General features: G+C 67.8%; 18 protein-coding genes and 1 tRNA gene. 9 read left to right on the top strand and 10 right to left on the bottom strand.

Annotated features, from left to right (window positions below):
- Positions 1 to 3 precede the first annotated feature (3 nt).
- Positions 4 to 1,059, top strand: a complete 1,056-nt coding sequence (locus J5T34_RS04070; protein ID WP_208578718.1) for a Fe(3+) ABC transporter substrate-binding protein — start codon at positions 4 to 6, stop codon at positions 1,057 to 1,059.
- A gap of 33 nt (positions 1,060 to 1,092) precedes the next feature.
- On the opposite strand, the gene J5T34_RS04065 is transcribed toward J5T34_RS04070, so the two are convergent.
- Together J5T34_RS04065 and J5T34_RS04060 are read right to left on the bottom strand one after the other, a co-directional pair.
- Positions 1,093 to 1,842, bottom strand: a complete 750-nt coding sequence (locus J5T34_RS04065; protein ID WP_244258688.1) for a hypothetical protein — start codon at positions 1,840 to 1,842, stop codon at positions 1,093 to 1,095.
- Between the two features lie 138 nt (positions 1,843 to 1,980).
- The gene (locus J5T34_RS04060; protein WP_208578717.1) at positions 1,981 to 3,597 is read right to left on the bottom strand and encodes an ABC transporter permease; all 1,617 of its coding nucleotides are present in this window, start codon (positions 3,595 to 3,597) and stop codon (positions 1,981 to 1,983) included.
- 166 nt (positions 3,598 to 3,763) lie between these two features.
- On the opposite strand from J5T34_RS04060, the gene J5T34_RS04055 reads away from it, so the two are divergent.
- The 4 genes from J5T34_RS04055 (at position 3,764) to J5T34_RS04040 (ending at position 8,057) form a co-directional block, all read left to right on the top strand.
- Positions 3,764 to 4,909, top strand: a complete 1,146-nt coding sequence (locus tag J5T34_RS04055) for an ABC transporter ATP-binding protein (RefSeq protein ID WP_208578716.1) — start codon at positions 3,764 to 3,766, stop codon at positions 4,907 to 4,909.
- Between the two features lie 139 nt (positions 4,910 to 5,048).
- Positions 5,049 to 6,413 carry a replication-associated recombination protein A gene (locus J5T34_RS04050; RefSeq protein WP_208578735.1) on the top strand — a complete coding sequence of 455 codons (1,365 nt, stop codon included), beginning with the start codon at positions 5,049 to 5,051 and terminating at the stop codon, positions 6,411 to 6,413.
- A gap of 133 nt (positions 6,414 to 6,546) precedes the next feature.
- Entirely contained in the window at positions 6,547 to 7,860 is a 1,314-nt protein-coding gene (gene serS / locus J5T34_RS04045; protein WP_208578715.1) for a serine--tRNA ligase, read from the top strand.
- Positions 7,861 to 7,967: 107 nt separating this feature from the next.
- A tRNA-Ser gene (locus J5T34_RS04040) sits at positions 7,968 to 8,057 on the top strand.
- 58 nt (positions 8,058 to 8,115) lie between these two features.
- Here the strand turns inward: J5T34_RS04040 and J5T34_RS04035 are convergent.
- The 4 genes from J5T34_RS04035 to J5T34_RS04020 form a co-directional block, all read right to left on the bottom strand.
- Positions 8,116 to 8,448: a hypothetical protein gene (locus tag J5T34_RS04035; RefSeq protein WP_208578714.1), complete on the bottom strand. Its 333-nt coding sequence runs from the start codon at positions 8,446 to 8,448 to the stop codon at positions 8,116 to 8,118.
- Positions 8,441 to 9,397 carry an Rpn family recombination-promoting nuclease/putative transposase gene (locus J5T34_RS04030; RefSeq protein WP_208578713.1) on the bottom strand — a complete coding sequence of 319 codons (957 nt, stop codon included), beginning with the start codon at positions 9,395 to 9,397 and terminating at the stop codon, positions 8,441 to 8,443. Before J5T34_RS04030 ends, J5T34_RS04035 begins: the two co-directional genes overlap by 8 nt.
- Before the next feature lie 183 nt (positions 9,398 to 9,580).
- Positions 9,581 to 10,534: a glutamate/aspartate ABC transporter substrate-binding protein gene (locus J5T34_RS04025; protein WP_208578712.1), complete on the bottom strand. Its 954-nt coding sequence runs from the start codon at positions 10,532 to 10,534 to the stop codon at positions 9,581 to 9,583.
- Between the two features lie 130 nt (positions 10,535 to 10,664).
- Positions 10,665 to 11,927 (bottom strand): D-amino acid dehydrogenase, encoded by a 1,263-nt coding sequence (locus J5T34_RS04020; RefSeq protein WP_208578711.1) that lies wholly within the window; start codon positions 11,925 to 11,927, stop codon positions 10,665 to 10,667.
- A 148-nt stretch (positions 11,928 to 12,075) separates the two neighbouring features.
- On the opposite strand from J5T34_RS04020, the gene J5T34_RS04015 reads away from it, so the two are divergent.
- Complete coding sequence (locus J5T34_RS04015) at positions 12,076 to 13,029, top strand: LysR family transcriptional regulator (protein ID WP_208578710.1); 954 nt, start codon at positions 12,076 to 12,078, stop codon at positions 13,027 to 13,029.
- An 18-nt stretch (positions 13,030 to 13,047) separates the two neighbouring features.
- On the opposite strand, the gene J5T34_RS04010 is transcribed toward J5T34_RS04015, so the two are convergent.
- Complete coding sequence (locus tag J5T34_RS04010) at positions 13,048 to 14,379, bottom strand: MBL fold metallo-hydrolase (RefSeq protein ID WP_208578709.1); 1,332 nt, start codon at positions 14,377 to 14,379, stop codon at positions 13,048 to 13,050.
- The gene (locus tag J5T34_RS04005) at positions 14,376 to 16,562 is read right to left on the bottom strand and encodes a S8 family peptidase (RefSeq protein WP_208578708.1); all 2,187 of its coding nucleotides are present in this window, start codon (positions 16,560 to 16,562) and stop codon (positions 14,376 to 14,378) included. Before J5T34_RS04005 ends, J5T34_RS04010 begins: the two co-directional genes overlap by 4 nt.
- A 177-nt stretch (positions 16,563 to 16,739) precedes the next feature.
- On the opposite strand from J5T34_RS04005, the gene J5T34_RS04000 reads away from it, so the two are divergent.
- Positions 16,740 to 17,888, top strand: a complete 1,149-nt coding sequence (locus J5T34_RS04000) for a phosphatase PAP2 family protein (protein ID WP_244258686.1) — start codon at positions 16,740 to 16,742, stop codon at positions 17,886 to 17,888.
- Here the strand turns inward: J5T34_RS04000 and J5T34_RS03995 are convergent.
- Complete coding sequence (locus tag J5T34_RS03995; protein WP_208578707.1) at positions 17,797 to 19,221, bottom strand: hemolysin family protein; 1,425 nt, start codon at positions 19,219 to 19,221, stop codon at positions 17,797 to 17,799. The genes J5T34_RS04000 and J5T34_RS03995 overlap by 92 nt on opposite strands.
- Positions 19,222 to 19,522: 301 nt before the next feature.
- On the opposite strand from J5T34_RS03995, the gene J5T34_RS03990 reads away from it, so the two are divergent.
- Both J5T34_RS03990 and J5T34_RS03985 read left to right on the top strand, forming a co-directional pair.
- Positions 19,523 to 20,275 (top strand): transporter substrate-binding domain-containing protein, encoded by a 753-nt coding sequence (locus tag J5T34_RS03990; RefSeq protein ID WP_244258694.1) that lies wholly within the window; start codon positions 19,523 to 19,525, stop codon positions 20,273 to 20,275.
- A gap of 141 nt (positions 20,276 to 20,416) precedes the next feature.
- Entirely contained in the window at positions 20,417 to 21,076 is a 660-nt protein-coding gene (locus tag J5T34_RS03985) for an amino acid ABC transporter permease (protein ID WP_208578705.1), read from the top strand.
- 193 nt (positions 21,077 to 21,269) lie between these two features.
- Here J5T34_RS03985 and cphA read toward each other — a convergent pair whose 3' ends face one another.
- Entirely contained in the window at positions 21,270 to 23,843 is a 2,574-nt protein-coding gene (gene cphA / locus J5T34_RS03980) for a cyanophycin synthetase (protein ID WP_208578704.1), read from the bottom strand.
- Between the last annotated feature and the right edge of the window lie 78 nt (positions 23,844 to 23,921).

Genomic DNA, 23,921 nt, shown 5'->3' with positions numbered 1-23,921 from the left:
TCCATGTACGTGTTTCGTCGTCTGCTGCCCGGTGCGGCAGCTCTCGCCATGGCGGCCAGCGCCGCGTCGATTCCCTTGGCCGCGATGGCCCAGGGCTCCCAGGAAAAGGTGCTGAACCTCTATACGGCCCGGCATTATCAGACCGACGAGGCGCTGTACAGCAACTTCACCAAACAGACCGGCATCAAGATCAACCGCATCGAGGGGCAGGAAGACCCGCTGCTCGAGCGGATCAAGAGCGAGGGCGCCAACAGCCCCGCGGACGTCTTCATCACCGTCGATATCGGCCGCCTGTGGCGCGCCCAGCAGGCCGGCGTGTTCGCGCCGGTCAAGTCGAAGGTGCTCGAATCGCGCATTCCCGCCAACTTTCGCGATCCCAACGGCGAATGGTTCGGCTTCTCGGCGCGCGCCCGCGTGATCGCCTACAACAAGGACACCGTCAAGCCGGGCGACATCAAGACCTATGAAGACCTGGCCGACCCGAAGTGGAAGGGCAAGCTGTGCACCCGTTCCAGCGGCCACGTCTACAACCTGTCTTTGATCTCCAGCCTGATCGCGCATGACGGCGAAGCGAAGACCGAGCGCTGGGCGCAGGGCGTCGTGGCCAACCTGGCGCGCACGCCGAAGGGCGGCGACACCGACCAGCTCAAGGCCGTCGCTGCTGGCGAATGCGACCTCGCAATCTCCAACACCTACTACATCGCGCGGCTGCTGAAGTCGACCAAGCCGGAGGACAAGGCGGTGGCCGACAAGCTCGGCGTGGTCTGGCCGAATCAGGACAGCCAGGGCGTGCACATGAACATCTCGGGCGGCGGCATGCTCAAGCACGGGCCGAACAAGGAGTCGGCGGTCAAGTTCCTGGAGTACCTCGCCAGCGACGAGGCGCAGGCCTACTTCGCCAACGGCAACAACGAATGGCCGGTGGTGCCGAGCGTCAAGGTCGCCAACCCGGCGCTGGAAGCGCTGGGCAGCTTCAAGGCCGACAAGATCAACGTGGCCGAGCTCGGCAAATATCAGCCGGTCGCGCAGAAGCTGGCGGACAAGGCCGGCTTCAAGTGATCGCCGGCTGAAGGGCGCGGCGGGCGGCGGTTGTTACGACGGATCGCCGCCGGTCGTGTCCGGGCCCGTCGGGCCGGCCCCGGTGACACCGCTGGCGGTGCTCGCCGTCTGCGCGAACGCCGCCTTGCCGTCCGGCCCCTCGACGCGGCGGAAGGTCAGCTTCGTGCTGCTCGACAAGGCGCGCTTGGCCATGCGGCGCTGCAGTTCGCGCCGCGCCAGATTCATCTGGCCGATCGTGCCGCTGCCGTACGGCTCCTGATTCAACGCGGCAAAGGTCGCCAGCGTCGCGCGCAGCGCCGCCAGCGCGGCCTGCGCATCCTTCTTCAGCAAGGCATCGAGCGCCTGTCGCGCGCGCACCTGCGCCTGCAGCAGCGCGTCTGCCGGAGTGGACTTGGCGCGCACCGCGTCCTGCGGCAGCTGCACGCTTCCCGCCAGCCGGCGCAGCCCGGCGCGCACCAGGCCGCCGTCCATCGCCGCTTCCTGCATCACCCAGACCGCATCGTGGCGCAGCCACGGCTCGGGATCGGCCAGCCGGCGCAGCAGCGCCGACTGCAATCCCGGCACGTCGAAGCGGCCGGTGCGGCGGATCGCATTGATGGCAATGCGGCGCAGCTGCGGATGGTCATCGTCGAACAGTTCCTGCACGACCCGCTCGGCGATGCCTTCCTTGACCACCAGCTCGGCCAGCTCGGTGGCGAAGCCGATCTCCTGCACTGCGGTCAGCTTGTTCTGGCTGGCCAGCCGCGACATCTTGAAGACCAGCATCCGGTAACGAATTTGCATACGACTCCCGCCCATCGTGTTCGAGGAAACCGGGCCGGCTTGCGCGGCCCAGCTTGGCATTCACGGGATAACGGCGGAAATGGGGCGGTCTTTAGCGCGGTATTGCCGACCGCCTCTTTCGCGGTCCGTCGTGCGGGCTCAGTCCTGCGCGCTGCGGCGGATCTGCCGCGACAACACGATCACCGGAATCAGGCCGACCAGCACGATCACCAGCGAGGCGGTCGCAGCCTCGGCGAGCCGCTCGTCGGCGGCCAGGTTGTAGGCCTGCACGGCCAGCGTGTCGAAATTGAACGGACGCATCACGAAGGTCGCCGGCAGCTCCTTCATCACGTCGACGAAGACGATCAGCGCCGCCGTCAGCAGGCTGCCGCGCAGCATCGGCAGATGCACGCGGCGCAGCGTCGCCGCCGGGCCGTGGCCGAGGCTGCGGGCGGCGGTGTCCATGCTGGGCGTGATCTTCGCCAGCCCGGCATTGACGGTCTGCAGCGCGACGCCGAGAAAGCGCACCAGATAGGCGTAGACCAGCGCGGCAATGCCGCCGGTCAGCAGCAGCCCCGGCGAGACGCCGGTCAGTTGCTGAACCCATCCCGCGATCGCATTGTCGAGCCGCGCGACCGGCACCAGCACGCCGACCGCGATTACCGAGCCCGGCAGCGCATAGCCCATGCCGCACAGCCGGAGCAGCGCCCGCATCGGCCAGCCGCGGCCCAGGCGGCCGGCATAGCCGATCGCCAGCGCGATCAGCACCGCGGCCAACGCCGTGACGCTGGCCAGCACGAAGCTGTTGCGCACCAGTCCGACAAAGCGCGGGCCGAACTGCGCGTCGCCGTCGGTGAAGGCCATCTCGAACAGCATCAGCGCCGGCACCAGGAAGCCCAGCAGCACCGGCAGCGCACAGGCCGCCAGCGCGGCCCAGCCGCGCCAGCCGGTCAGCCGATAGGTGGACACGCGCCGCTGGCCGCCATGCACGCGCGCCCGGCCGCGCGAGATCCGCTCGGCCACCAATATCGCGATCACGAAGGCCAGCATGCAGGCTGACAGCTGTGCGGCGGCGCTCTTGTCGCCGAGCGAAAACCAGGCGCGGTAGATCCCCGTCGAGAAGGTCGGGATCGCGAAATAGGCGACGGTGCCGAAGTCCGCCAGCGTTTCCATCATGGCCAGCGCGGTGCCGGCCGCGATGCCGGGACGCGCGAGCGGCAGTACCACGCGCAGCACGCTGCGCCACGGTCCATGGCCGAGCAGGCGGGCCGCCTCCAGCGTGTTCAGCGTCTGCTGCAGGAAGGCGGCGCGCGCGGTCAGGTAGACGTAGGGATAGAGCACCAGCGAAAACAGCACGATCGCGCCGCCGAGGGACCGTACGTCCGGAAACCAGTAATCGCGCGCGCCCCAGCCGGTCAGCGCACGCAGCGCGGTCTGCACCGGTCCGGCGAACTGCAGCGCGTCGGTATAGGCGTAGGCGATCACATAGGCGGGCATCGCCAGCGGCAGCACCAGCGCCCACTCCATCAGGCCGCGGCCGGGGAAGCGATAGGTGCAGACCATCCACGCGGTGGGCACCCCCAGCAGCAGCACGCCGACAGCGACGCCGGCCAGCAGCCACAGCGTGTTGGCGATGTATTCGCCGAGCACCGTGTCGACCAGGTGGTGCCAGGTCTCGGTGCTGGGGCTCAGCAGGCTCGATGCCACGACGAGGATCGGCACGGCGATCAGCAGGGCGACCAGCCCCGCCGCGATCGACAACGGATGGATTGCCATCGGCCACCGTCCGCGCGGTGCCGCGCAGGCGTGGTCGTTATCGGGCAATCGGGCGGGCTGGAGCAGGGACATGCGCGACGGTCGGCCAGGGAGGTGCCGCAGACGGCGCGGCTGGGGCATTCTATCAACCGCCGCTCCGGCGTTGCTGATACTTATAATGATTCGCATGTCCGCCTTCGATCTCGATACCGGCCTGGCTACGGCCACCACTGTCCCGGTTGCCTCGCCACGGTCCGATGCCGCCCCTGCCTCGGTCGGCCAGCCGCCCGATCTCGTGCTGGAGGTCGAGCACATCCGCCACGGCTTCGACAGCCAGATCGTCATCGACGATCTGTCGTTCTCGCTGACACGCGGCAGCATCGGCTGCCTGCTGGGCCCCAGCGGCTGCGGCAAGACCACGGTGCTGCGGGCCATCGCCGGCTTCGAGCCGCTGCGGGGCGGACGGATCGTGCTGGACGGACAACTGGTCTCGGCACCGGGCGTGGCGGTGCCGCCCGAACGGCGGCGCGTCGGCATGGTGTTCCAGGACTACGCGCTGTTTCCGCATCTGAGCGTGGCCGACAACGTCGCCTTCGGCCTGCATCGGCAGAGCCGGCAGGCCAGGCGCGAGCGCGTCGCCGAAGTGCTGGAGCTGGTTGGGTTGGCGGGCGCCGGCGCGCGCTTCCCGCACGAGCTGTCCGGCGGCCAGCAGCAGCGCGTGGCGCTGGCCCGGGCGCTGGCGCCGCGGCCCGAGCTGCTGCTGCTCGACGAACCGTTCTCGAATCTCGACGTCGACCTGCGCGAGCGCCTGAGCCTGGAGGTGCGCGCGATCCTGAAGGCCCAGGGCGCGACCGCGATCCTCGTCACGCACGACCAGCTCGAAGCCTTCGCGATGGCCGACGAGATCGGCGTGATGCACGCCGGTGCGATCGAGCAGTGGGGCACGGCGCATCAGCTCTATCACCAGCCCGCCACGCGCTTCGTCGGCGATTTCATCGGGCAGGGCGTGTTGATGCCGGCGCGCGTGACGGCACCGGGCCAGGTCGATTGCGAGCTCGGCACGCTGCACAGCCGCGATGGACTGGCGCTGGCGCCCGGCGTCGATGAGGTCGACGTGCTGATCCGCCCCGACGACATCCTGCACGACGATGCCAGCGCGCTGCGCGCGCAGATCCTGCACAAGGCCTTCCGCGGCGCCGAGATCCTGTACACGCTGCGGCTGGCCAGCGGCGGCAAGGTGCTGTCGCTGGCGCCGTCGCACCACGACCACGGCGTCGGCGACTGGATCGGCATCCGCGTCGAGGTCGACGACCTGGTCGCGTTTCCGCGCTAGCGCGGCGAGTCGGCGGCCATCGGGCGTCGCCGCGCGAGGATGCACTACACTGGCGCTTTGGCCGGCCGCGCCGCCTTCGCAGGAAGCTGCATCGACATTCGCGCGCGCCGCCCGCACCGAAACCCAAGGCTTGACCATCGTGCCGGACACGCTGTTTTCCGAACCCTCCGACGCTTCCCGACAACCGCTGGCCGAGCGCCTGCGCCCGCGCAATATCGACGAGGTCATTGGCCAGCAGCATCTGCTCGGCCCCGGCAAGCCGCTGCGCGTGGCGTTCGAATCGGGCGAACCGCATTCGATGATCCTGTGGGGTCCGCCCGGGGTCGGCAAGACCACGCTGGCGCGGCTGATGGCCGATGCCTTCGATGCCGAGTTCATCGCGCTGTCCGCGGTGCTGTCGGGCGTCAAGGACATCCGCGAGGCGGTCGAGCGCGCCGAGCAATATCGCGCGCACGGGCGCCGCACGCTGGTGTTTGTCGACGAGGTCCACCGCTTCAACAAGAGCCAGCAGGACGCCTTCCTGCCCCATGTGGAAAGCGGCCTGTTCACCTTCATCGGCGCGACCACCGAGAACCCGTCGTTCGAGGTCAACGGCGCGTTGCTGTCGCGCGCCGCGGTCTATGTGCTCAAGAGCCTGGACGACGGCGAGCTGCGCCAGCTCGCGCTGCGCGCCAGCGACGCGCTCGGCGGCGTGGCGTGGGACGACGACGCGCTGCAGCTGATCGTCGCCTCGGCCGACGGCGATGGCCGCAAGCTGCTGAACAATATCGAGATCGTCGCGCGGGCCGCGCGTACCGCCGGCGCGCAGACGATCGACAAGGCGCTGCTGGGCAGCGCGCTGTCGGAGAACCTGCGCCGCTTCGACAAGGGCGGCGATGCGTTCTACGACCAGATCAGCGCGCTGCACAAGTCGGTGCGCGGCTCCGACCCCGACGCGGCGCTGTACTGGTTCTGCCGCATGCTCGACGGCGGCGCCGACCCGCGTTATCTGGCCCGCCGGATCGTGCGGATGGCGTGGGAGGACATCGGCCTGGCCGATCCCCGCGCGGCACGGATGACGCTGGACGCGGCCGAGACCTATGAACGGCTGGGCTCGCCCGAGGGCGAACTGGCGCTGGCGCAGGCGTTGATCTATCTGGCGGTCGCGCCCAAGTCGAACGCCGGCTACAACGCCTATAACGCCGCGCGCGCCTTCGTCGCCAAGGACAAGTCGCGTGCGGTGCCGGTGCATCTGCGCAATGCACCGACCAAGCTGATGAAGGAGCTCGGCTACGGCCATGCCTACCGCTATGCGCACGACGAGCCCGAGGCCTATGCCGCCGGCGAGCACTATTTCCCTGACGATCTGAAGGCCCAGGGCTGGTATCGGCCGACGCCGCGCGGCCTGGAAGGCAAGATCGGCGACAAGCTGCGCCATTTGCGCGAGCTCGATGACGCCTGGCATCGGCGCCAGAAGAGCCAGGCAGCGGGGAAGGGCGGCAAGGCGGACGACAGCGACAGCTAGCCTGGCTGCGGGCGGCAGGCCGTCCCCGGGGCCGGCGTCCCGGCAGGGCGCTGCCGCGGTGCAGTAAAATGTGCGGTTCGGCGGCATGCCTGCCGCTTCCCGATCGCTCCGACCGCACGCTTTTCCCGCAAACATGCTCGACATCCAGCTGCTCCGCAAAGACCTCGACGCCGTGGCACAACGCCTCGCCACGCGCGGATTCCAACTCGACCTGGGCGCCTTCCAGGCGCTCGAAAGCGAGCGCAAGCAACTGCAGACCCGCACCGAGGAACTGCAGGCCCGCCGCAACACGCTGTCCAAGCAGATCGGCATGGCCAAGGGCAAGGGCGAGGACGCGTCGGCGCTGATGGCCGAGGTCGGCGGCATCGGCGACACGCTGAAGGCATCGGCGGCGCGGCTCGACGACATCCAGGCGCAGCTGCAGCAGCTGATGCTGTCGCTGCCGAATCTGCCGCACGACAGCGTGCCGGTCGGCAAGGACGAACACGACAACGTCGAAGTGCGCCGCGTCGGCACGCCGCGCAGCTTCGACTTTGCGGTGCGCGACCACGTCGACGTGGGCGAGCGGCTCGGGCTCGATTTCGAGAGCGCGGCCAAGATCACCGGCTCGCGCTTCGCGGTGCTGCGCGGCGGCATCGCCCGCATGCATCGCGCGCTGGTGCAGCTGATGCTCGATACCCATACGCTCGAACATGGCTACACCGAGATGTACGTGCCGTACATCGTCAATGCGGCGTCGATGCGCGGCACCGGCCAGCTGCCCAAGTTCGAGGACGACCTGTTCAAGGTGCCGCGCCAGGTGGGCGGCGAGGGCGCCGACGGCGGCGAGCGGATCGAGAACTACTACCTGATCCCGACCGCCGAGGTGCCGCTGACCAATCTGATGCGCGACGCCATCGCGTCGGCCGACGAGCTGCCGCTGCGCTTCGTCGCCCATACGCCTTGCTTCCGCTCCGAGGCCGGCTCGTACGGCAAGGACACGCGCGGCATGATTCGCCAGCATCAGTTCGACAAGGTCGAGCTGGTCCATATCGTGCGCCCGGAGGCATCGTTCGACGCGCTCGAGCAGCTGACCGGCCATGCCGAGGCGATCCTGAAGAAGCTGGACCTGCCGTTCCGCACCATCGTGCTGTGCACCGGCGACATGGGCTTCGGCAGCACCAAGACCTACGACCTCGAAGTCTGGATCCCCGCGCAGAACACCTATCGCGAGATCAGCTCGTGCTCGAACATGGGCGACTTCCAGGCGCGCCGCATGCAGGCCCGCTACCGCGCCGGCCAGGGCAAGCCCGAGCTCGTGCACACGCTGAACGGCTCCGGCCTGGCGGTCGGCCGCACGCTGGTGGCGATCCTCGAGAACTACCAGAACGCCGACGGCTCGGTCACCGTGCCGACCGCGCTGCAGCCGTATCTGGGTGGCCTGACGCGCCTCGAACCGGAGGCATGAAGTCGAGGCGGTTGAATCAGGAAATCATGCCAAAAAGGCGCTGAGCCTCTTGCAGTCCGTTTTTGACTTCTCTATAATCTCGGTTTCGCCGCAACGCGACCAGTTCAGGAGAGGTGGCAGAGTGGTCGAATGTACCTGACTCGAAATCAGGCGTACCGGCAACGGTACCGTGGGTTCGAATCCCACCCTCTCCGCCAGTAGTGCAAAACCCCCGAAGGCCTGCCTTCGGGGGTTTTTGTTTTGGACTCCGCTCGCTCAGCCGAGGTCCTCGCAGCCAGGCAGCGGGTCTTCCAGTGGCATCCCTAGTGCCCTTCGATACAGCCACGCGACAAGGTCATCGAAGCTGGCCTCGCGAATTTTCAGGGAAAGCCGCCCAGGCAGTTCGCCAAATTCCTTGCGGATGGATAGCTGGAGAAGCAGTGCCACCATTTCACGCCTGCCTTCGGCCTGGCCCTCGCGATATCCATGCATCCGGCCATCCGCCCAATCGCGCGATTGGAGTTCAAATTTCCCAGCCTTCACCAAGTCTTCAAGCTGCTGTTGCAGTTGTTTTAGCGGGGATTGCTTTTCAGTTTCCTTTTCAGGCATGGGCGAATTCCTCGACGTGCTCACCGAAGATGTCCTCAAGGCAATGGGCTTCATCCAGCCGATCCACCCAGCTTTCGAGCTGTTCGGCGTCGGCCGCCGCGATGCAGGACGCAATGTCCCGCGGTAGCGAACCGAACCGCTGTGTCAGCACCTTCTGCAGCACGTAGGCTTCCCCTTCCGCCTTCCCTTGCAAAATTCCCTTCTGCCTCAACTCGTTCAGAGATTGCACGAGGCTCATATTGACCTCCTTCAGGTTGACCACCTCCGGCAGCAACAGAACGCCGTTGCTGCGGCGATGGAGTAGTTGGCGCATCCAGATCGAGAAAATCCGGTGCAGTTCGACGTCGCCAGCGATCATCTCGTTCAGTTGATCCACCAGCTCCGGCAGACGATCCAGATCCCCACGCTCGATGAGGATCACCATGGCCACGCGATTGTTCAGCGCCTGCAGTTCGCTGTCTTGATACCGGCTCGTATCGATCAGCACGTAGGCAAGTTGCGGCCGAAACCTCGATGCCATCCGAGGAGCAGTAATGACCATGGAGGTGATATCGGTAGGCGCGGTCCAGCGCGCTTTTCCCGTGTACATCACAAGCGGTAGCACCGGAGGCAGCTTGCGTTTCGCGAGCACCTTCCTGCGGCGGCCAAGGTCCTGATATAGCAATCCCAGATACTCCATGACGCGGACCGCCATATACGGGTCCACGGTGCTCTGGAACTCGATCGGCATATAGAGGTGGACCCGATCGCCATCGGCGCGGACGCGCCAGACCACATCGTTCGCGCGTTGGCGCAGGTTGTCGCCAACGTATTGCGTAGGTATTTTCTCCAGCGATTCGAAATCGAGGCTGCGCAGCCAGTCGTCCTCGATGAATGCGGTGATCAGTTCGCGCACCAGTTCGGGCGTGGAGAACAGCAGCTTGTAGCAAGAGTCGTAGGTCAAAACCATGATCGGCGATACCGTGTTGAGACCCGCGTATCTTGCCGATCAGCCGTCTTTGAGGCTTCTGAAAAATGCACGCACTTTACGTTTCGGTTGGAGCCGCGCGCAGAATGAGAAAAGTCCGCATCGACGCGCTCGGCGCCGATGCGGACTTCCATGCGGACTTCTTGCTGGCAGGAACCGAAACGCTTACTGGAACGCCTTGTCGTTCGGGTTCGCGAACAGGTCCTTCATCTCCGCCGACAGCGGGTAATTCATGTTGATGCCGCGCGGCGGGATCGGCGACTGGAACCACTTCTTGTACAGCTGCTCGGCCTTGCCCGACTTCATCAGGTCGGCGATCACGCCGTCGGCCAGGGCCTTGAACTGCGGATCGTCCTTGCGCAGCATGCAGGCGTAGTTTTCCGTCTGCAGAGGCGTACCGGCAACGGTCCATTCGCCCGGATTCTTGGCCTTGGTCAGCTCGCCGTACAGCAGCGGCTCATCCATGACGAAGGCGACCGCGCGGCCGGATTCGAGCATCAGGAAGGCCTGGCCGTGATCCTTGGCGCCGGTCAGGTTCATGTTCATCGCCTTCTCGCCGTTCATCTTGACCAGCAGGCGCTCGCCCGTGGTGCCGGCGGTGGTCACCACGTTGCGGCCCTTCAGATCGTCGAAGTCCTTTACGCCGGCGTCCTTGCGCACCAGCATGCGGATGCCGTAGACGAACAGGCTGTTGGTGAAGCCGACCTGCTTCTGGCGCTCGAGGTTGTTGGTGGTCGAGCCGCATTCGAGATCGATGGTGCCGTTCTGCATCAGCGAGATGCGGTTCTGCGAGGTGATCGGAATCATCCGCACCTGCAGGTTCGGCATGTTCAGCTGCGTCTTCACCTTGTCGACGATCGCCATCATGATCTCGTGCGAATACCCCATGACCTCGCGGCCATTGGTATAGGAGAACGGGATCGACGATTCGCGATGGCCGAGGGTGATCACGCCGTTCTGCTTGATCTTGGCCAGCGTGTCGTTCTGCTGGGCATGGGCGGCGCCGATGGTGCCGAACGCACCGTAAGCGAGCGCGGCGGTCAGCAGCGCGCCCAGGGCGGACCGCAGCGAACGGCGCGCCTGTCGTGGCGCAGTGCGGGTGGCGGTAGGCAGTTTCATGGTCAGGCTCTCCTTGGTTGTGGAACGGCTCTTGTTCAAACGCGACATCGGGTGGTACTGCTAGCAAGGGCCGTGCAAGCGGCGGCTCTTGTTTCCGCTCTTCTGTTGGTACGCGCCGGCGGCGGGGCCGCTACGCCAGCGTCGCGCTGTAATCCGCGGGATCGACAGCGGGCGGCCGCCCCGCCATCGTATCCGCCAGCAGGGCCGCGCTGCCCATTGCCAGCGTAAACCCCAATCCGCCGTGGCCGATATTGAGCCACAGGTTGCGCAGCCGCGATTGTCCGATCAGTGGCAGACCGCTCGGTGTGGCCGGACGCAGCCCGGCCCAGGGCTGCAGGTCGGACAAGCGGCGATCGCCGGCGATGCCGCCGAACACCGAGCGCGTTTCGTGCAGCAGCGTCGCCGCGCGTTGCTCGTCGATGCGCGTATCCGGGCGCGTCAGGTCGGCCATGCCGGCCACGCGCAGCGTATTGCCGATGCGCGCGTAGACGATCTTGCGGGCGAAGTCCGTCACGCTGATATGCGGAGCGTGCGCGCCGTTGCCGACCGGCACGGTAATGCTGTACCCCTTCAGCGGCCACAGCGGCGCGCGCAGGCCGAGCGGGCGCAGCAGCGTCGCGCTGCCGATGCCGCCGGCGAGCACCACCGCGTCGGCTGCCTCGAAGCCGTTGTCCGTATGCACGCCGCGGGCCGCGTCGCCCTGGCGTTCGATCGCGCGCACCGCGGTGCCGAAACGCAGCGACACGTTGGGGTGCTGGCGCAGCAGATCGGCCAGCCCGACGCAGAAGCGGTGGCAATCGGCCACCTCCTCGCTGGGGGTATGGATGGCGCCGACGATCTGGTCGCGGATGCCTGCCAGCGCCGGCTCAAGGGCCACGCAGGCGTCGCGGTCCAGCGCATGCTGTTCGCTGCCGAGTCCGGCCTGGTAGTCCAGCAGCCGGCGCGCCGCATCGAAGCTGGCGGTGTCGCGGTGGACGATCAGTTTGCCGCGCCGCGCAAAATCGAAGTCGATCTCGTGGCGGTCCAGGAAGGCCCGCATGCGGTCGCGCGAATGGAAGGCCAGCCGCAGCAGCTTGCGCGTCGTCGCATCGCTGCGCGAGGCATTGCAGGCGCCGACGAAGGCGGCCAGCCAGCGCCATTGGGCCGGGTCCAGCCGCGGCCGCCAGCGCAGCGGCGCGTCGCGGCGCAGCAGCCAGCCCGGCACCTTGGCCAGCACGCCGGGACCGGCCAGCGGCGCGACATAGCTGTAGCTGAGCTGCCCGCCGTTGGCGAAGCTGGTCTCCAGCCCGGGACCATCACGCCGCTCCAGCACCGTGACCTCATGACCGTCGTTGGCCAGTTGCCAGGCGGTGGCCATGCCGACCACGCCGGCGCCGGTGATCACCACCTTCATTGCCGTATCCGTCTTTTGCCCATTTGCGATCCGGCAAGGGTAGAGCAGGGCGGCCCGGCTGCCCAATGCGAAGACGTGCCAGAATATGTCTTTCGGCTATACCCGGGTTGGCTGGTTCCCCGGCCTGCCTGATTTCCCGCGATTTCCCATGCGCCTGCGACAAATCGAGGTCTTTCGCGCCGTGATGCTGACCGGCACCGTCAGCGAGGCCGCACGGCTGCTGCATGTCTCGCAGCCGGTGGTCACGCGCGTGCTGCAGCATGCCGAGGCCTCGCTCGGCTTCCGGCTGTTCGACCGCGCCAAGGGCCGGCTGCGGCCGACACCCGAGGCCACCGCGCTGTACGGCGATGTCGAGCGGCTATACGGGGAGATCGACCGCGTCCGGCGGGTCTCCGAGAGCCTGCGCCACAAGGGCGCCGGCCGGCTGCGCGTCGCGGCCACGCCGAGCCTGGCCGATCCGTTGCTGGTGCCGGCGCTGCAGCGCTTCTGCGCGAAGCATCCCGACACCCAGGTGCAGGTGCTGACCCACCATACCGACGAGATCGTGCAGGGCCTGCTGCGCAACCAGATCGATATCGGTTTTGCCTTCGCGCCGCCGCCGCACGAGGCGATCGCGGCGCAGACGGTGGCCGAGGGCCGCATGCTGCTGGCGGTGCCGCGCGGCCAGCCGCTGTCGGGGGCGACGCGCCGCACGCCGCTGCCGATGGCCAGGCTGATGGATCGCGCCTTCATCGGCTACGACGATCACAGCTCGCTCGGCCTGATGGTGCGCCAGTTGCTGGCGCGCAATGCGCTGGAGCCGCGTTCGACGCTCGAGGTGCAGACCTACTCGCTGGCGCGCAAGCTGGTCGAGAGCGGGCTGGGCGTGGCGCTGCTCGACCAGTACACCGCGCTGGGCAGCGATCCGCAGGCCGTCTCGCTGCACGAGATTCAGCCGGCGATGGCCTTCGAGATCCAGATGCTGCGCGCCAGCCATCGCGGCATTCCCAGCCTGGCGGACCAGCTGCGCGAGCGCTTTGCCGAAGCGGCGCACGAACTGGCGGGCCAGCTCGACCGGCGCCTGTCCGCGCCCGCGGTGGCCTTCGAGCACGCCCTCAAATAGCGGCGCGGATCGCCGGATTCAACGCAGCGTCAGGCTGGCGTAGGCGCCGTCGACGAAGCGCACGCGCAGCCGCGGACCGTGCTTGCGCAGCGCGGCGTCGGCCCAGCGCTCGACCTGTTCCATGTGCGCGATATGGCTTTGCTGCGTCTGCGCGGCGGCGGTGGTGTTGAACCAGAACGTGAAGGGCCGCGATTCGGCCTCGGGCGCGCGTGCCCGCTTGTCGGCCGGGCCGACGCGCGCGGCCAGCAAGGCGTCGAGCACCGTCAGTTCCGGATTGGTATGCGCGCCGTTGCCGCAGAACAGGTAATGGTCGGCCGATACCGCGCGGCAGAAGGCCGGCGACATATTGTGCTCGGAGCCGTGATGCTGGACCTTGAGCACATCGACGTGCAGCGCGCCGTCGCGCAGCAGATCGGCCTGCTTCAGCCCGGCCAGGATCATGTCGGGATGCGCGTCGCCGGTCAGCAGCACGCGGCGGTTCTCCTCCTCGACCAGCAGCATCAGCGACGCAATATTCGGCGTGGTGACGCCCTGGTACGACGGCGTGCCCTCCCACTCGCGCAGGTCGAACGGATCGTCGGCCCGGCCGCCGGCCATCGCCAGCAGGCCGCTGGCATAGCGGTCGCGAATGGCCTGGGCGCGCAGCCGATTGGCCGGATCGCGCAGCCAGTGATTCCACCCCTCGCGCAGCCGCTTCAGTTCCGCCGCGGTGGGGCCGAGCACGCGGATGCGCAGCGAACCGAGCGACTGCGCCGGTGCGTCGGGCCGCGCGACGATCAGCTTGCCGGCGGGCGCGGCGGTCAGCGCCGCGGCCTCGCCCAACGGGACATTCAACGGGATATCGAGCAGATCCGGCTTGACCAGCCGCGATACGCGCAGCGCCTGCGGCACCGAGTTCGCAATGCGCGCGTACTCGCGCCCGAGCATCTCGAGCGGCTCGACATGGCTGGCCCGCAGCGCCCGCGCGCTGGCGGCCAGCAGCGTGTGGATCGGGCCCGCGTTGTCGCCGATCTGATCGCGGAAGGCGTTGTGCCACAGCGCCCCGATGCGCGGCACGCGGCGAGACTCCGGCCTGGCGGGCGGATCGCCGCGCTCGGCGTGGTAATCGTAGACCTTCCACTCGAGCGCGGCCTCGAGCATCGTCAGCACGCCGCCCAGATGATCGTCGTCGATATGCGAGACGTAGACCAGATCGAGCATGGCGTCGTCGCGTGCGAGCCGCTCCAGCGATGGCGCGACGAAATCGCGCATCGCGGCGCCGGTGCCGCCGTCGCACAGCATCCGATGGCCCGATGCCGCCTCGATCAGCAGGCAGTCGCCCTGATAGGACTGGAACAGGCGGATCTTCATGCGCGCCTCCGTGCCGGCGGGTCGCGCCGCTCCCGGCGCTCGTCGAAGGCGCGCGCCTCCGCGATCGCGGCGACCGGGTCGATCAGACCGTAGCCGGCATCGTTGCGCCAGGCGTAGTCGTGCGAAGGCAGCGGCCGCGCGGTACGCCGCAGGATGCCCTGGCACTGCGCCGCCGTCAGCGTCGGCTTGGCGGCCAGCATCAGCCCGATCACGCCGCACACATAGGGACTGGCCATGCTGGTGCCGGTCATCGCGACCCAGCCTCCGCCCTCGACGAAGCCGTTGGCCGCCACGATGCCGGTGCCTGGCGCGCAGACATCGGGTTTGTTGCGGCCGTCGCGGGTCGGCCCCTGGCTGCTGGAGATATGGACGCGCGCCTGCTCTGCGTCGGCGTTCGCCACGCCGATCACCCAATGCGCGCAGGCCAGCGAATTGATCGAGTGCGAATCGACGTTGGTGGCCTCGGCGAAGAACGACGGAAAGCGGTAGGCCGCGAGCTCGCGCCGCCGCTGCAGTTCCATCGGATCGTCGCGCTCGATCCACGCATGAAAGCGGCCGTCGCGGATCTCGTCGCCGTGCAGCCGCACCTTCCACACGCCGGCCGTGATCGGCGTATAGGCGCGCGCATCGAGGAACGGCGACAGATAGACGCCGATATAGTTGTCGCCGTTGGACGGGTGGTAGAGCTCGTTGTAGACCGACAGCACGGTGCCGTCGGGCAGGCGCCGGTTCTCGATGTACTGCTTCGGCGCGACCTCGTACCACTCGGTCGAGCCGGGCGGCTGCACCGAGACCGTGAAGCGGTCCTGCGCGCCGTACCAGATTTCCAGCTCGTTCTCCGACAGATCGGCGATGCCGTCGCCGACCACGATCCATTCGAGCTCGACGGTCAGGCCGGCGGCCGCGATCCTGCCGCTGGTATGGATGCGGCCCATGATCCAGCCGAAGCGATCTTCGTCGGTGGGCCGCTCCTGTCCGGCGTTGCCGGCGGCAATCGAGATCGCGCGGCCCGGCGTGGCCAGGAACGCGTCGAGCCAGCGACAGGTGCCATTGGCGCCGTCGTGCGAACCGCCGTTGGTCCCCAGACTGATATTGATCGACAGCGGCAGGCCCTCGCGCTCGGCGACCGCCAGCAGGTATTCGACGGCATGGACGATGCGCGAGGCGTCGCTGAAGGTCCAGCGCCGCGCGGCATAGTCGTCGCCGGGCGGCTCGACGCTGATCAGCACGCCGGCGATCAGCGCGCCGGGGCACAGGCCCTGATTGCCGGCCGCGATGCTGGCCACATGGGTCGCATGCGAGCCGGGCTCCTGCTGCGATTGGCGCTCCAGCTCGGTCGCGGGCGGCCCGCCCTTGCGCGCGGCCTGCAGCGCCGCATTGAGCCGCTCGCGCGTCAGCTCCGCGCCGTAGCCGAACGCTTGGGGCGGCGGACGGAAATCGCCGCCCTGGTCCCAGATCGAGACGAAGCGCGAATTGCCGTCGGCATCGACGAAGTCCGGATGCGAGAAATCGAAGCCGCCCACATCGATGATGCCGATCAGCACGCCCGCGCCGCTTTGCGGCTGCCCGTCGACCGCGACACGCCGGGGCGTGGGCGCGATCGCGGCGGCGGCCGCGGCATCACGGTCCGGACCGCGGTCGGGGCGCGGCAGCCGCAGCGACAGCGTTTCGCTGCGGTGCACGTAGCGCACGCCGTCGAGCGCGGCCAGCGCGCGCAGCGTGGAGATCGGCACGGTGGCGGCGATGAAATTGCGCCGATGCAGCAGCGGCGTCGCAGGCTGCTGCCCCGGGCGGCGCCGATGGCCGGCTTCGGCCAGCATGCGGTCGATCGCGCGCAGCACGTGTTCGGTGTCGTCCCGCGCGCCGGGCTCGCGCGGCTCCGTCTCGACGATCACGTTGATGAAGACGTCGTCGGCCACCGGCATGGCCTGCTGCTTGGGCCGCGTCACGCGGCCGCGATGCACCGTCAGACAGCTGTAATCGCTGAGGCCGGCGGCGAAGCGGTCGCGCTCCTGCTGCTCGACCGTCAGCCGGCGTTCGGCGGGTTCCGGCAGCACGGGTTTGCGGGTGACCACGCATTGCGAATACTGCGCGCGCAGCTGGTTGACCGGCTCGCTGCCGTTGCTGACCTGTCGCAGCTTCGGATGCAGATGCTGCAGGGGCGGGGTATTGTCGCGTGGCATCGGGGTTCTCTCCTCGTCGCGCTCGCTGCATAGCCTAACGGCTTCGTGCCGGCGCGGCCACTGCAAAATTTTCAAGCGTGAGTTCAGCGCGATTGCGTCGTGGCGGCGATCTGCCCGCGCCGCGTTCTATCATGCGGACTGACGCGGTCCCTTGTACTACGACCGGATGACACGGTCATGGCCGCGATCCACTACGCATACACGGAACCTGCCCATGCCTGCATTGACGAAGAGATCGAGGACACGATGGACGAGCTGATCGCCGCCTGGCCCGCCTGGCTGCGCTTCGAGCAGCCCACGCCCGGCCTGCTGATCGGCGGCCTGCTGCTGTTCGTCGTGCTGACCGTGCTGGGCCTGTGCCTGGTGCGGGTCGCGCTGGTGCTGCTCCATCCCGTGATGCGGCTGCTCGATGCGTTGCGGCACGTCGCGCGCGATGCGCTGCACGCGCGTGCGGGCGACCGCTGGCCGCGCATGCTGAAGCTGCTGGAGCGCGAGGTCGCAGAAATATTGCTGGTGACGATCGCCGCCGCGGTGTTGCTGGGCAGCGGCGGCCTGCTGATCTGGCTGGCACTGGCGGTGGCCGCGGAAACGCCGCTGGTGCGCATCGACCAGGCCGTATTTGCGTGGCTGCAGCAGGGCCGGCAGGACTGGCTCGATGTCACGATGACCGCCATCACCGAATTCGGCGGCGCCCGCATCGCGGTGGCGATCGGCATTGCGGTGTTCGCCTGGCTGGCGTGGCGCCGCGCGTGGGCCGCCGCCATCTATTGGGCGATCGCGCTGATCGGCGCGCGGGCCTGCGTGATGGTGCTCAAGTACGGACTCGCGCGCGGCAGGCCGGCCAGCATCTATGGCGGCGTCGAATCGTTTTCGTTTCCGAGCGGACACGCGACCAGCAGCATGGTGACCTACGGCTTCCTGGCCTTTCTGCTGTGCGTGCGGCAGCCCTGGCGCGTGCGCATCCCGGTGCTGGCGGTCACGGCGACCGTGGTGGTCGCCATCGGGCTGTCGCGCCTCTATCTGGGCATGCACTGGCTGTCCGACGTGGTGGCGGGTTACGCGCTGGGCATGGCCTGGATCGTGATGCTGGCGACCGCCTATCTGACGCTGCATGCGCCCGCCAGGCTCTCGCCGGCGCCGCTCGCAGGCGTCGCCGCGGCCGCCGCGCTGGCGATGGGGGCGTGGGTCGCGGTCTATCATCTGCCCCACAACGTGGAGCGCTACCGCGATGCCGCTAAGGCCGCGCCTTCACTGGCGCCTCCTCCGGCCCCGGCGACCGAGCGGATTCCGGCTCGGCCCGATCGGCCGGGGGCGTCGCCGGGCTGACCGTACCGCCACCGCCACCGCCACCGCCGCCGCCGCCGCCGCCACGGCCCGCCGGCAGCCGCGATACCAGCAACTGGTCGATCTTGTGGTGGTCGATGTCGAGCACCTCGAAGCGGTAGCCGGCGGTCTCGATGAATTCCGACTTCTTCGGGATGCGCTTCAGCGTATAGATGACCAGCCCGGCCGCGGTATCGACATAGTCCTCGGCGGGCAGCGCCTCGAGGTCCAGCGCCTTCTTCAGATCGACCAGCGGCGTCACGCCGTCGACCAGCCACGAGTCCTCGTCGCGGCGCACGATCTGCTCGTCCTCCGACGAATACAGGATGTCGCCCATCAGCGCGCCGACGATATCGTCGAGCGTGACGATGCCGACCACCAGCCCGTATTCGTTCATCACCACGGCAAAGCTCTGGTGCATCTCGCGAAAGCGCGTCATCGCCTCGGACAGCGTCAGCGTGTCGGGAATCACCAGCACGTTCTTGTCGTAGTGCCGCGCCAGATTGGCGATCGCCGAATCGGCTTCGTCGGCCAGCATCGATTGCAGGATGTCCTGCGATTCGACGAAGCCCTGCACGTCGTCCAGATCGTGGTCGCAGACCGGATATTGCGCGTGCGGATACTTGACCAGCTTGCGCCGCAGGCTGTCGGGGCTCTCGTCCAGCGCCAGATAGACCACCTCGTCGCGCGGCGTCATGATCGCCGTGACGCTCTTGGAGTCCAGCTCGAACACGTTCTCGATCAGGTGGATCTCGTGCTTGAGCAGCACGCCGGCCTCGGCGCCGGCATCGACCATCGCCGCGATGTCTTCCGACGTGATCTGCTCGACCGTCTTGGTCGGCAGACCGAGCAGCCGCAGCGCGGCATCGGCGGCGGCGTTGAACAGCCAGACCAGCGGCTTGAGCACCTTCAGCAGCCACAGCATCGGTCCGATCACCGCCAGCGCGCAGGCCTCGGGGAAGCTCATCGCGATCCGCTTCGGAATCAGGTCGGCGAACTGGATGAACAGCAGCGTGACCACCAGGAAGGAACCGATATTGGCGGCGCGCTGCGCGACTGTGTCGCTGAAGTAGGGCGACAGCAACGCGTACGCAAATTCCGACAGATGCTTCTCGCCCAGTACGCCGGCGAGGATGGCGACCGTATTGACGCCGATCTGCACGATGGTGAAGAAGTTGCCGGGTTCCTCCTTGAGCAGCATCACCTTGGTCGCGCGCCGGTCGCCACGCTCCGACAGCGTCTGCAGCTTGGTGCGGCGCGCGGCGGTCAGGGCGATCTCGGAGATCGAGAAGAAGGCGCTGATCAGAATCAGCAGCAGCAGGATCAGGACGAACATGGCGATGGGCGGCGCGGGGCCGGTGGCTTGGGGCCGGAGGGGCGGTTCGATGATGGTGCAGGCCGATGCGGGCTGTCAATGCGAACCGAACGCCGCCTGGAGCGGCCGTTATATAGCCATAATAAATTGTTATTTTCGGCTTGATAGCGATTGACTTACTCTGTGCCGGTACGGACGGGTGCCAAAACGCCGCCGAAGCGCCGTCAGGCGCATGCACTATCATGCCGTCCATCAACTTCGATTGGAGAACTCGATGACCTGGTTTACCGCTGGCTGGATTCGCCCCCTGATCGCGGCGCCGATGCTGGCGCTGGCGATGGCCGGCGCCCATGCCGCCGATCTGCTCGACAACGTCAAGCAGGCAGGCGTACTGAAGATCGGCCTGGAGGGCACGTATCCGCCGTTCGGCTATCGCGGCGCCAACAATCAGCTCGAGGGCTTCGATGTCGACGTGGCGCGCGCAGTGGCGGCGAAGCTGGGCGTCAAGCCGGAGTTCGTCACCACGGAATGGAGCGGCATCATCGCCGGCCTGCAGGCGGGCAAGTTCGACGTGATCGTCAATCAGGTCAACGTGACGCCGCAGCGCAAGCAGGTACTGGACTTCTCGAAGCCCTACGTCTACTCGGCCGCGCAGCTGATCCAGCGCAAGGATGACAAGCGCGAGTTCAAGTCGCTGGAGGATCTGAAGGGCAAGCGGCTGGGCGTCAGCCTGGGCAGCAACTACAACGAGCTGGCCAAGTCGGTGGCGGGCATCGACGTCAAGACGTATCCGGGCGCGCCCGAATACCTGCGCGACCTGGCCGCGCAGCGTGTCGATGCCGCGCTGAACGACCGGCTGATGGTCAACTACCTGATCAAGACCTCGAATCTGCCGCTGCGCGCCGGCGCGGTGGTGCAGGGCGGCGATACCGAGGTCGCGATTCCGTTCCGCAAGGACAACCCCAGGTTCGCGCAGGCGCTGGACCGCGCGCTGGACGATCTGCGCAAGGACGGCACGCTGACCAGGCTGTCGAACAAGTGGTTCGGCGCGGACGTGACCAAGCCGGTCAAGTAAGCTGGCGGATTCGAGAAAGGCAGACGGCAGTGCATTTGCACTGCCGTTTTGTTTTTTGGGGCGCCACTTTATGATTCCGACTTTGCGCGGTCGTTTGCGTCCCCGTTTGCGTCCCCGTTCGCGTCTCTATTCCCGTCCACCATGCCCTCCCTTCAACTGGTAATCGATTCGCTGCCCGTGCTGCTGCAAGGCATGGTGCTGACCATCAAGTTCGCGCTGTCGTCGATGGCCTTCGGGCTGGTGATCGGGCTGGCGGTCGCGCTGATGGGGATCGGCCGCAACCGGCTGCTGAAGGCGATCGCGCGCGTCTATGTCAGCGTGATGCGGGGCACGCCGCTGCTGGTGCAGATCTTCGTGGTGTATTACGGCCTGCCGGGCATCGGCATCACGATGGAGCCGACTCCCGCCGGCGTGCTGACGCTGAGCCTGAATGTCGGTGCGTATCTGTCGGAGAGCATGCGCGGCGCGATCCTCGGCATTTCGCGCGGGCAATGGCTGGCGGCGTATAGCCTGGGGCTGACGCCGGCGCAGACGCTGCGCTACGTGGTGGGCCCGCAGGCCCTGCGCATCGCGGTGCCGAGCCTGTCGAACAGCCTGATCAGCCTGATCAAGGACACCTCGCTGGTGTCGGTGATCACGGTGACCGAACTGCTGCGCACCACGCAGGAGCTGATCGCGGCGACCTACCAGCCGCTGCCGCTTTATCTGGCCGCGGCGGCGATCTACTGGGTATTGAGCACGCTGCTGTCGTTCGTGCAGCGGCTGCTGGAGCGCAGGCTGTCGTTGCCGGGGCGGCATTGAGGCGGTGGCAATGAGGGGGCGGTAGGGGAGCGGGCGCTGTTTGCCCTCTCCCCCGGCCCCTCTCCCGCAAGCGGGAGAGGGGAGAACACCGTGCGCAATAGTTTGAGTTCGCGCCGACCTGCTCCCTCTCCCGCTTGCGGGAGAGGGTTGGGGAGAGGGCAACGAGCGCTGGCACGACCACCCGCGCCCCTCCTCACCCCGCTTCCGCGATCCGCTTCGCGATGTGGTCCAGCGCTTCCTCGACCTGATCGACCAGGATCAGGCACAGGTCGCCCGCCTGCAGGCGGCTCAGCGCGGTGTCGATGGCGAGGAATTCGCCGCGGATCTCGTCGACTGCCTTGGCGCGCGTCGCGCCTTCCAGTCCCTCGCGCAGCAGCGCCAGCACCTCGCCGTCTTCGCGTCCGCGCTGACACTGGTCCTGATACAGCACCACGTCGTCGAACACGCCGCCGAGGATCTGCGTCTGGCGGCGGATGTCCTCGTCGCGCCGATCGCCGGCACCGCTGATCACCACCATGCGGCGGCGCGCCGGCATCGTCTCGATCGCGTTGCACAGCGCCTGGATCGCGTCCGGGTTGTGGCCGTAGTCGGCGATCAGCGTGGCGCCGCGGTAGTCGAACAGATTGAAGCGGCCCGGCGCACTGGCCGCGTCGCTGACGAAGGTCGCCAGGCCGCGGCGAATCACCGACCAGTCGATGCCCAGCGCCCACGCGGCCGCGGTCGCCGACATCGCGTTCTCGATCTGGAAGCCGATGCTGCCGCCGCGGGTGAGCGGAATGTCCTTCAGCGCGATGCGCACCTGGGTGTCGCCCTCGGCCGCGACCAGGTCGCCGCCGTCGGCGAACACCACGCGCTTGCCCTGCGCGCGATGCGTGGCCAGTATCGGATGCTCGGCATCGCGGGCGAAGAAGGTCACCGCGCCCGGGCAGGCATCGGCCATGCGCGCGACCATCGGATCGGCGGCGTTGAGCACCGCCATGCCGTGCGGCGAGACGTTCTGCACGATCACGCTCTTGAGCACCGCCAGGTCTTCGACCGTGCTGATATAGGACAGTCCGAGGTGATCGCCTTCGCCGACATTGGTCACCACCGCGACATCGCAACGGTCGAACGCCAGCCCTTCGCGCAGCAGGCCGCCGCGCGCCGTTTCGAAGACGGCCGCATCGACGTCGGGGTGCATCAGCACGTTGCGCGCGCTGCGCGGGCCGCTGCAGTCGCCGGTATCGATGCGCTGGCCGTTGATGTAGACGCCGTCGGTGCCCGTCATGCCCATGCGCAGGCCGCTGCCGGCCAGCAGATGGGTGATCAGCCGGACCGTGGTGGTCTTGCCGTTGGTGCCCGACACCGCGACCACCGGAATGCGGCCGTCGTCGCCGTCGGCGAACATCGTCGAGATGATCGCCTCGCCGACCGCGCGGCCCTTGCCGTAGGAAGGCTGCAGATGCATGCGCAGGCCCGGCGCCGCATTGACCTCGACGATGCCGCCGGCCTGTTCCTCGAAGGGCTTGAGCACGGTCTCGCAGACCGCATCGACACCGCAGATATCGAGGCCGACCATCTGCGCCGCGGCCACCGCGCGCGCCGCCATCTCCGGATGCACGTCGTCGGTGACATCGGTGGCGGTGCCGCCGGTCGACAGATTCGCGTTGTTGCGCAGGATCACGCGCGTGCCCTTGGGCGGCACCGACTCGGCGGTCATCCCCTGCTTGGCCAGCGTGGCCAGGGCGATATCGTCGAAGCGGATCTTGGTCAGCGAGGTCGCATGGCCCTCGCCGCGGCGCGGATCGCGATTGACCTCGTCGACCAGTTGCCGCACGGTATGCACGCCGTCGCCGATCACCTGCGGCGGATCGCGCCGGGCGGCGGCGACCAGCTGATTGCCAACCACCAGCAAGCGGAAGTCGTGCCCGGGGATATAGCGTTCGACGATCACGTCGCTGCTGATCTCGGCCGCGACCTCATAGGCCGCCATCACTTCCTCGCGCGTGCGGATGCGCACCGCGACGCCCTTGCCCTGGTTGCCGTCGCGCGGCTTGACCACCACCGGCGCGTCGATTTCCTGCGCGACTTCCCATGCTTCCTCGGCGCTGGTCACCGAGCGGCCCAGCGGCACCGGCACGCCGGCCGCATGCAGCAGGCTCTTGGTCAGTTCCTTGTCCTGCGCGATCGACTCGGCGACCGCGCTGGTCATATCGGTTTCCGCGGCCTGGATGCGCCGCTGGCGGCTGCCCCAGCCGAACTGCACCATGCTGCCCTGCGTGAGGCGGCGATAGGGGATGCCCCGTGCGATCGCGGCGTGGACGATCGAGCCGGTGCTCGGTCCGAGCCGCACGTCCTCGTCCAGTTCGCGCAGCCGGGCCAGCGCCTGGTCCAGATCGAACGGTGTGTCGTCGCGCGCCGCGCGGCACAGCTGCTGCGCGAGATCGAGCGCGAGGCGTCCGACTTCTTCCTCGCTGTACTGCACCACGACCTGATAGGTGCCGGGCTCGACGGTGGGCGAGGTGCGGCTGAAGGTCACCGGACAGCCGGCGGCCGCCTGCAGCCGCAGGGTCGCGCATTCGAGCGCATGGGCCAGCGACGCATCGCCGTGCGCGTCGTCGGGACGCAGCGGGCCGATGTCCGGGAATCGTGCGCGCAGGCGCTCCTCGAAACCCGGCAGGTCCTCGATCGTGCCGGCTTCGTCCGGGCACGCGACGATCGCTTCGATCGCGGTGTGGCGGCACCACAGGTTCGGACCGCGCAGCGCGCGGATGCGTGAGACTTCCATCAATCAGTTTCCTATCGGTCGGCCACCGGCCGGACGGGGCATGGCCCGCGGCAGGCGACCGTTCAATCCTTCAGCGCT

The sequence above is a fragment of the Cupriavidus gilardii genome (assembly GCF_017598945.1).
Taxonomy (GTDB): domain Bacteria; phylum Pseudomonadota; class Gammaproteobacteria; order Burkholderiales; family Burkholderiaceae; genus Cupriavidus; species Cupriavidus gilardii_E.
The sequence above is the reverse complement of the archived record's forward strand: the minus strand, read 5'-3'. Positions and strand labels throughout refer to the sequence as shown.

What these genes read in the sequence shown, in the direction of transcription:
- J5T34_RS04035 (WP_208578714.1), bottom strand. Translation starts at nt 8,448, where the DNA reads ATGCCTGAAAAGGAAACTGAAAAGCAATCCCCGCTAAAACAACTGCAA.
- J5T34_RS04025 (WP_208578712.1), bottom strand. Translation starts at nt 10,534, where the DNA reads ATGAAACTGCCTACCGCCACCCGCACTGCGCCACGACAGGCGCGCCGT.
- J5T34_RS04020 (WP_208578711.1), bottom strand. Translation starts at nt 11,927, where the DNA reads ATGAAGGTGGTGATCACCGGCGCCGGCGTGGTCGGCATGGCCACCGCC.
- J5T34_RS04010 (WP_208578709.1), bottom strand. Translation starts at nt 14,379, where the DNA reads ATGAAGATCCGCCTGTTCCAGTCCTATCAGGGCGACTGCCTGCTGATC.
- J5T34_RS04015 (WP_208578710.1), top strand. Translation starts at nt 12,076, where the DNA reads ATGCGCCTGCGACAAATCGAGGTCTTTCGCGCCGTGATGCTGACCGGC.
- J5T34_RS03995 (WP_208578707.1), bottom strand. Translation starts at nt 19,221, where the DNA reads ATGTTCGTCCTGATCCTGCTGCTGCTGATTCTGATCAGCGCCTTCTTC.
- J5T34_RS04000 (WP_244258686.1), top strand. Translation starts at nt 16,740, where the DNA reads ATGGCCGCGATCCACTACGCATACACGGAACCTGCCCATGCCTGCATT.
- J5T34_RS04030 (WP_208578713.1), bottom strand. Translation starts at nt 9,397, where the DNA reads ATGGTTTTGACCTACGACTCTTGCTACAAGCTGCTGTTCTCCACGCCC.
- J5T34_RS04060 (WP_208578717.1), bottom strand. Translation starts at nt 3,597, where the DNA reads ATGGCAATCCATCCGTTGTCGATCGCGGCGGGGCTGGTCGCCCTGCTG.
- J5T34_RS03985 (WP_208578705.1), top strand. Translation starts at nt 20,417, where the DNA reads ATGCCCTCCCTTCAACTGGTAATCGATTCGCTGCCCGTGCTGCTGCAA.
- serS (WP_208578715.1), top strand. Translation starts at nt 6,547, where the DNA reads ATGCTCGACATCCAGCTGCTCCGCAAAGACCTCGACGCCGTGGCACAA.
- J5T34_RS03990 (WP_244258694.1), top strand. Translation starts at nt 19,523, where the DNA reads ATGCTGGCGCTGGCGATGGCCGGCGCCCATGCCGCCGATCTGCTCGAC.
- J5T34_RS04070 (WP_208578718.1), top strand. Translation starts at nt 4, where the DNA reads ATGTACGTGTTTCGTCGTCTGCTGCCCGGTGCGGCAGCTCTCGCCATG.
- J5T34_RS04065 (WP_244258688.1), bottom strand. Translation starts at nt 1,842, where the DNA reads ATGCAAATTCGTTACCGGATGCTGGTCTTCAAGATGTCGCGGCTGGCC.
- J5T34_RS04055 (WP_208578716.1), top strand. Translation starts at nt 3,764, where the DNA reads ATGTCCGCCTTCGATCTCGATACCGGCCTGGCTACGGCCACCACTGTC.
- J5T34_RS04005 (WP_208578708.1), bottom strand. Translation starts at nt 16,562, where the DNA reads ATGCCACGCGACAATACCCCGCCCCTGCAGCATCTGCATCCGAAGCTG.
- cphA (WP_208578704.1), bottom strand. Translation starts at nt 23,843, where the DNA reads ATGGAAGTCTCACGCATCCGCGCGCTGCGCGGTCCGAACCTGTGGTGC.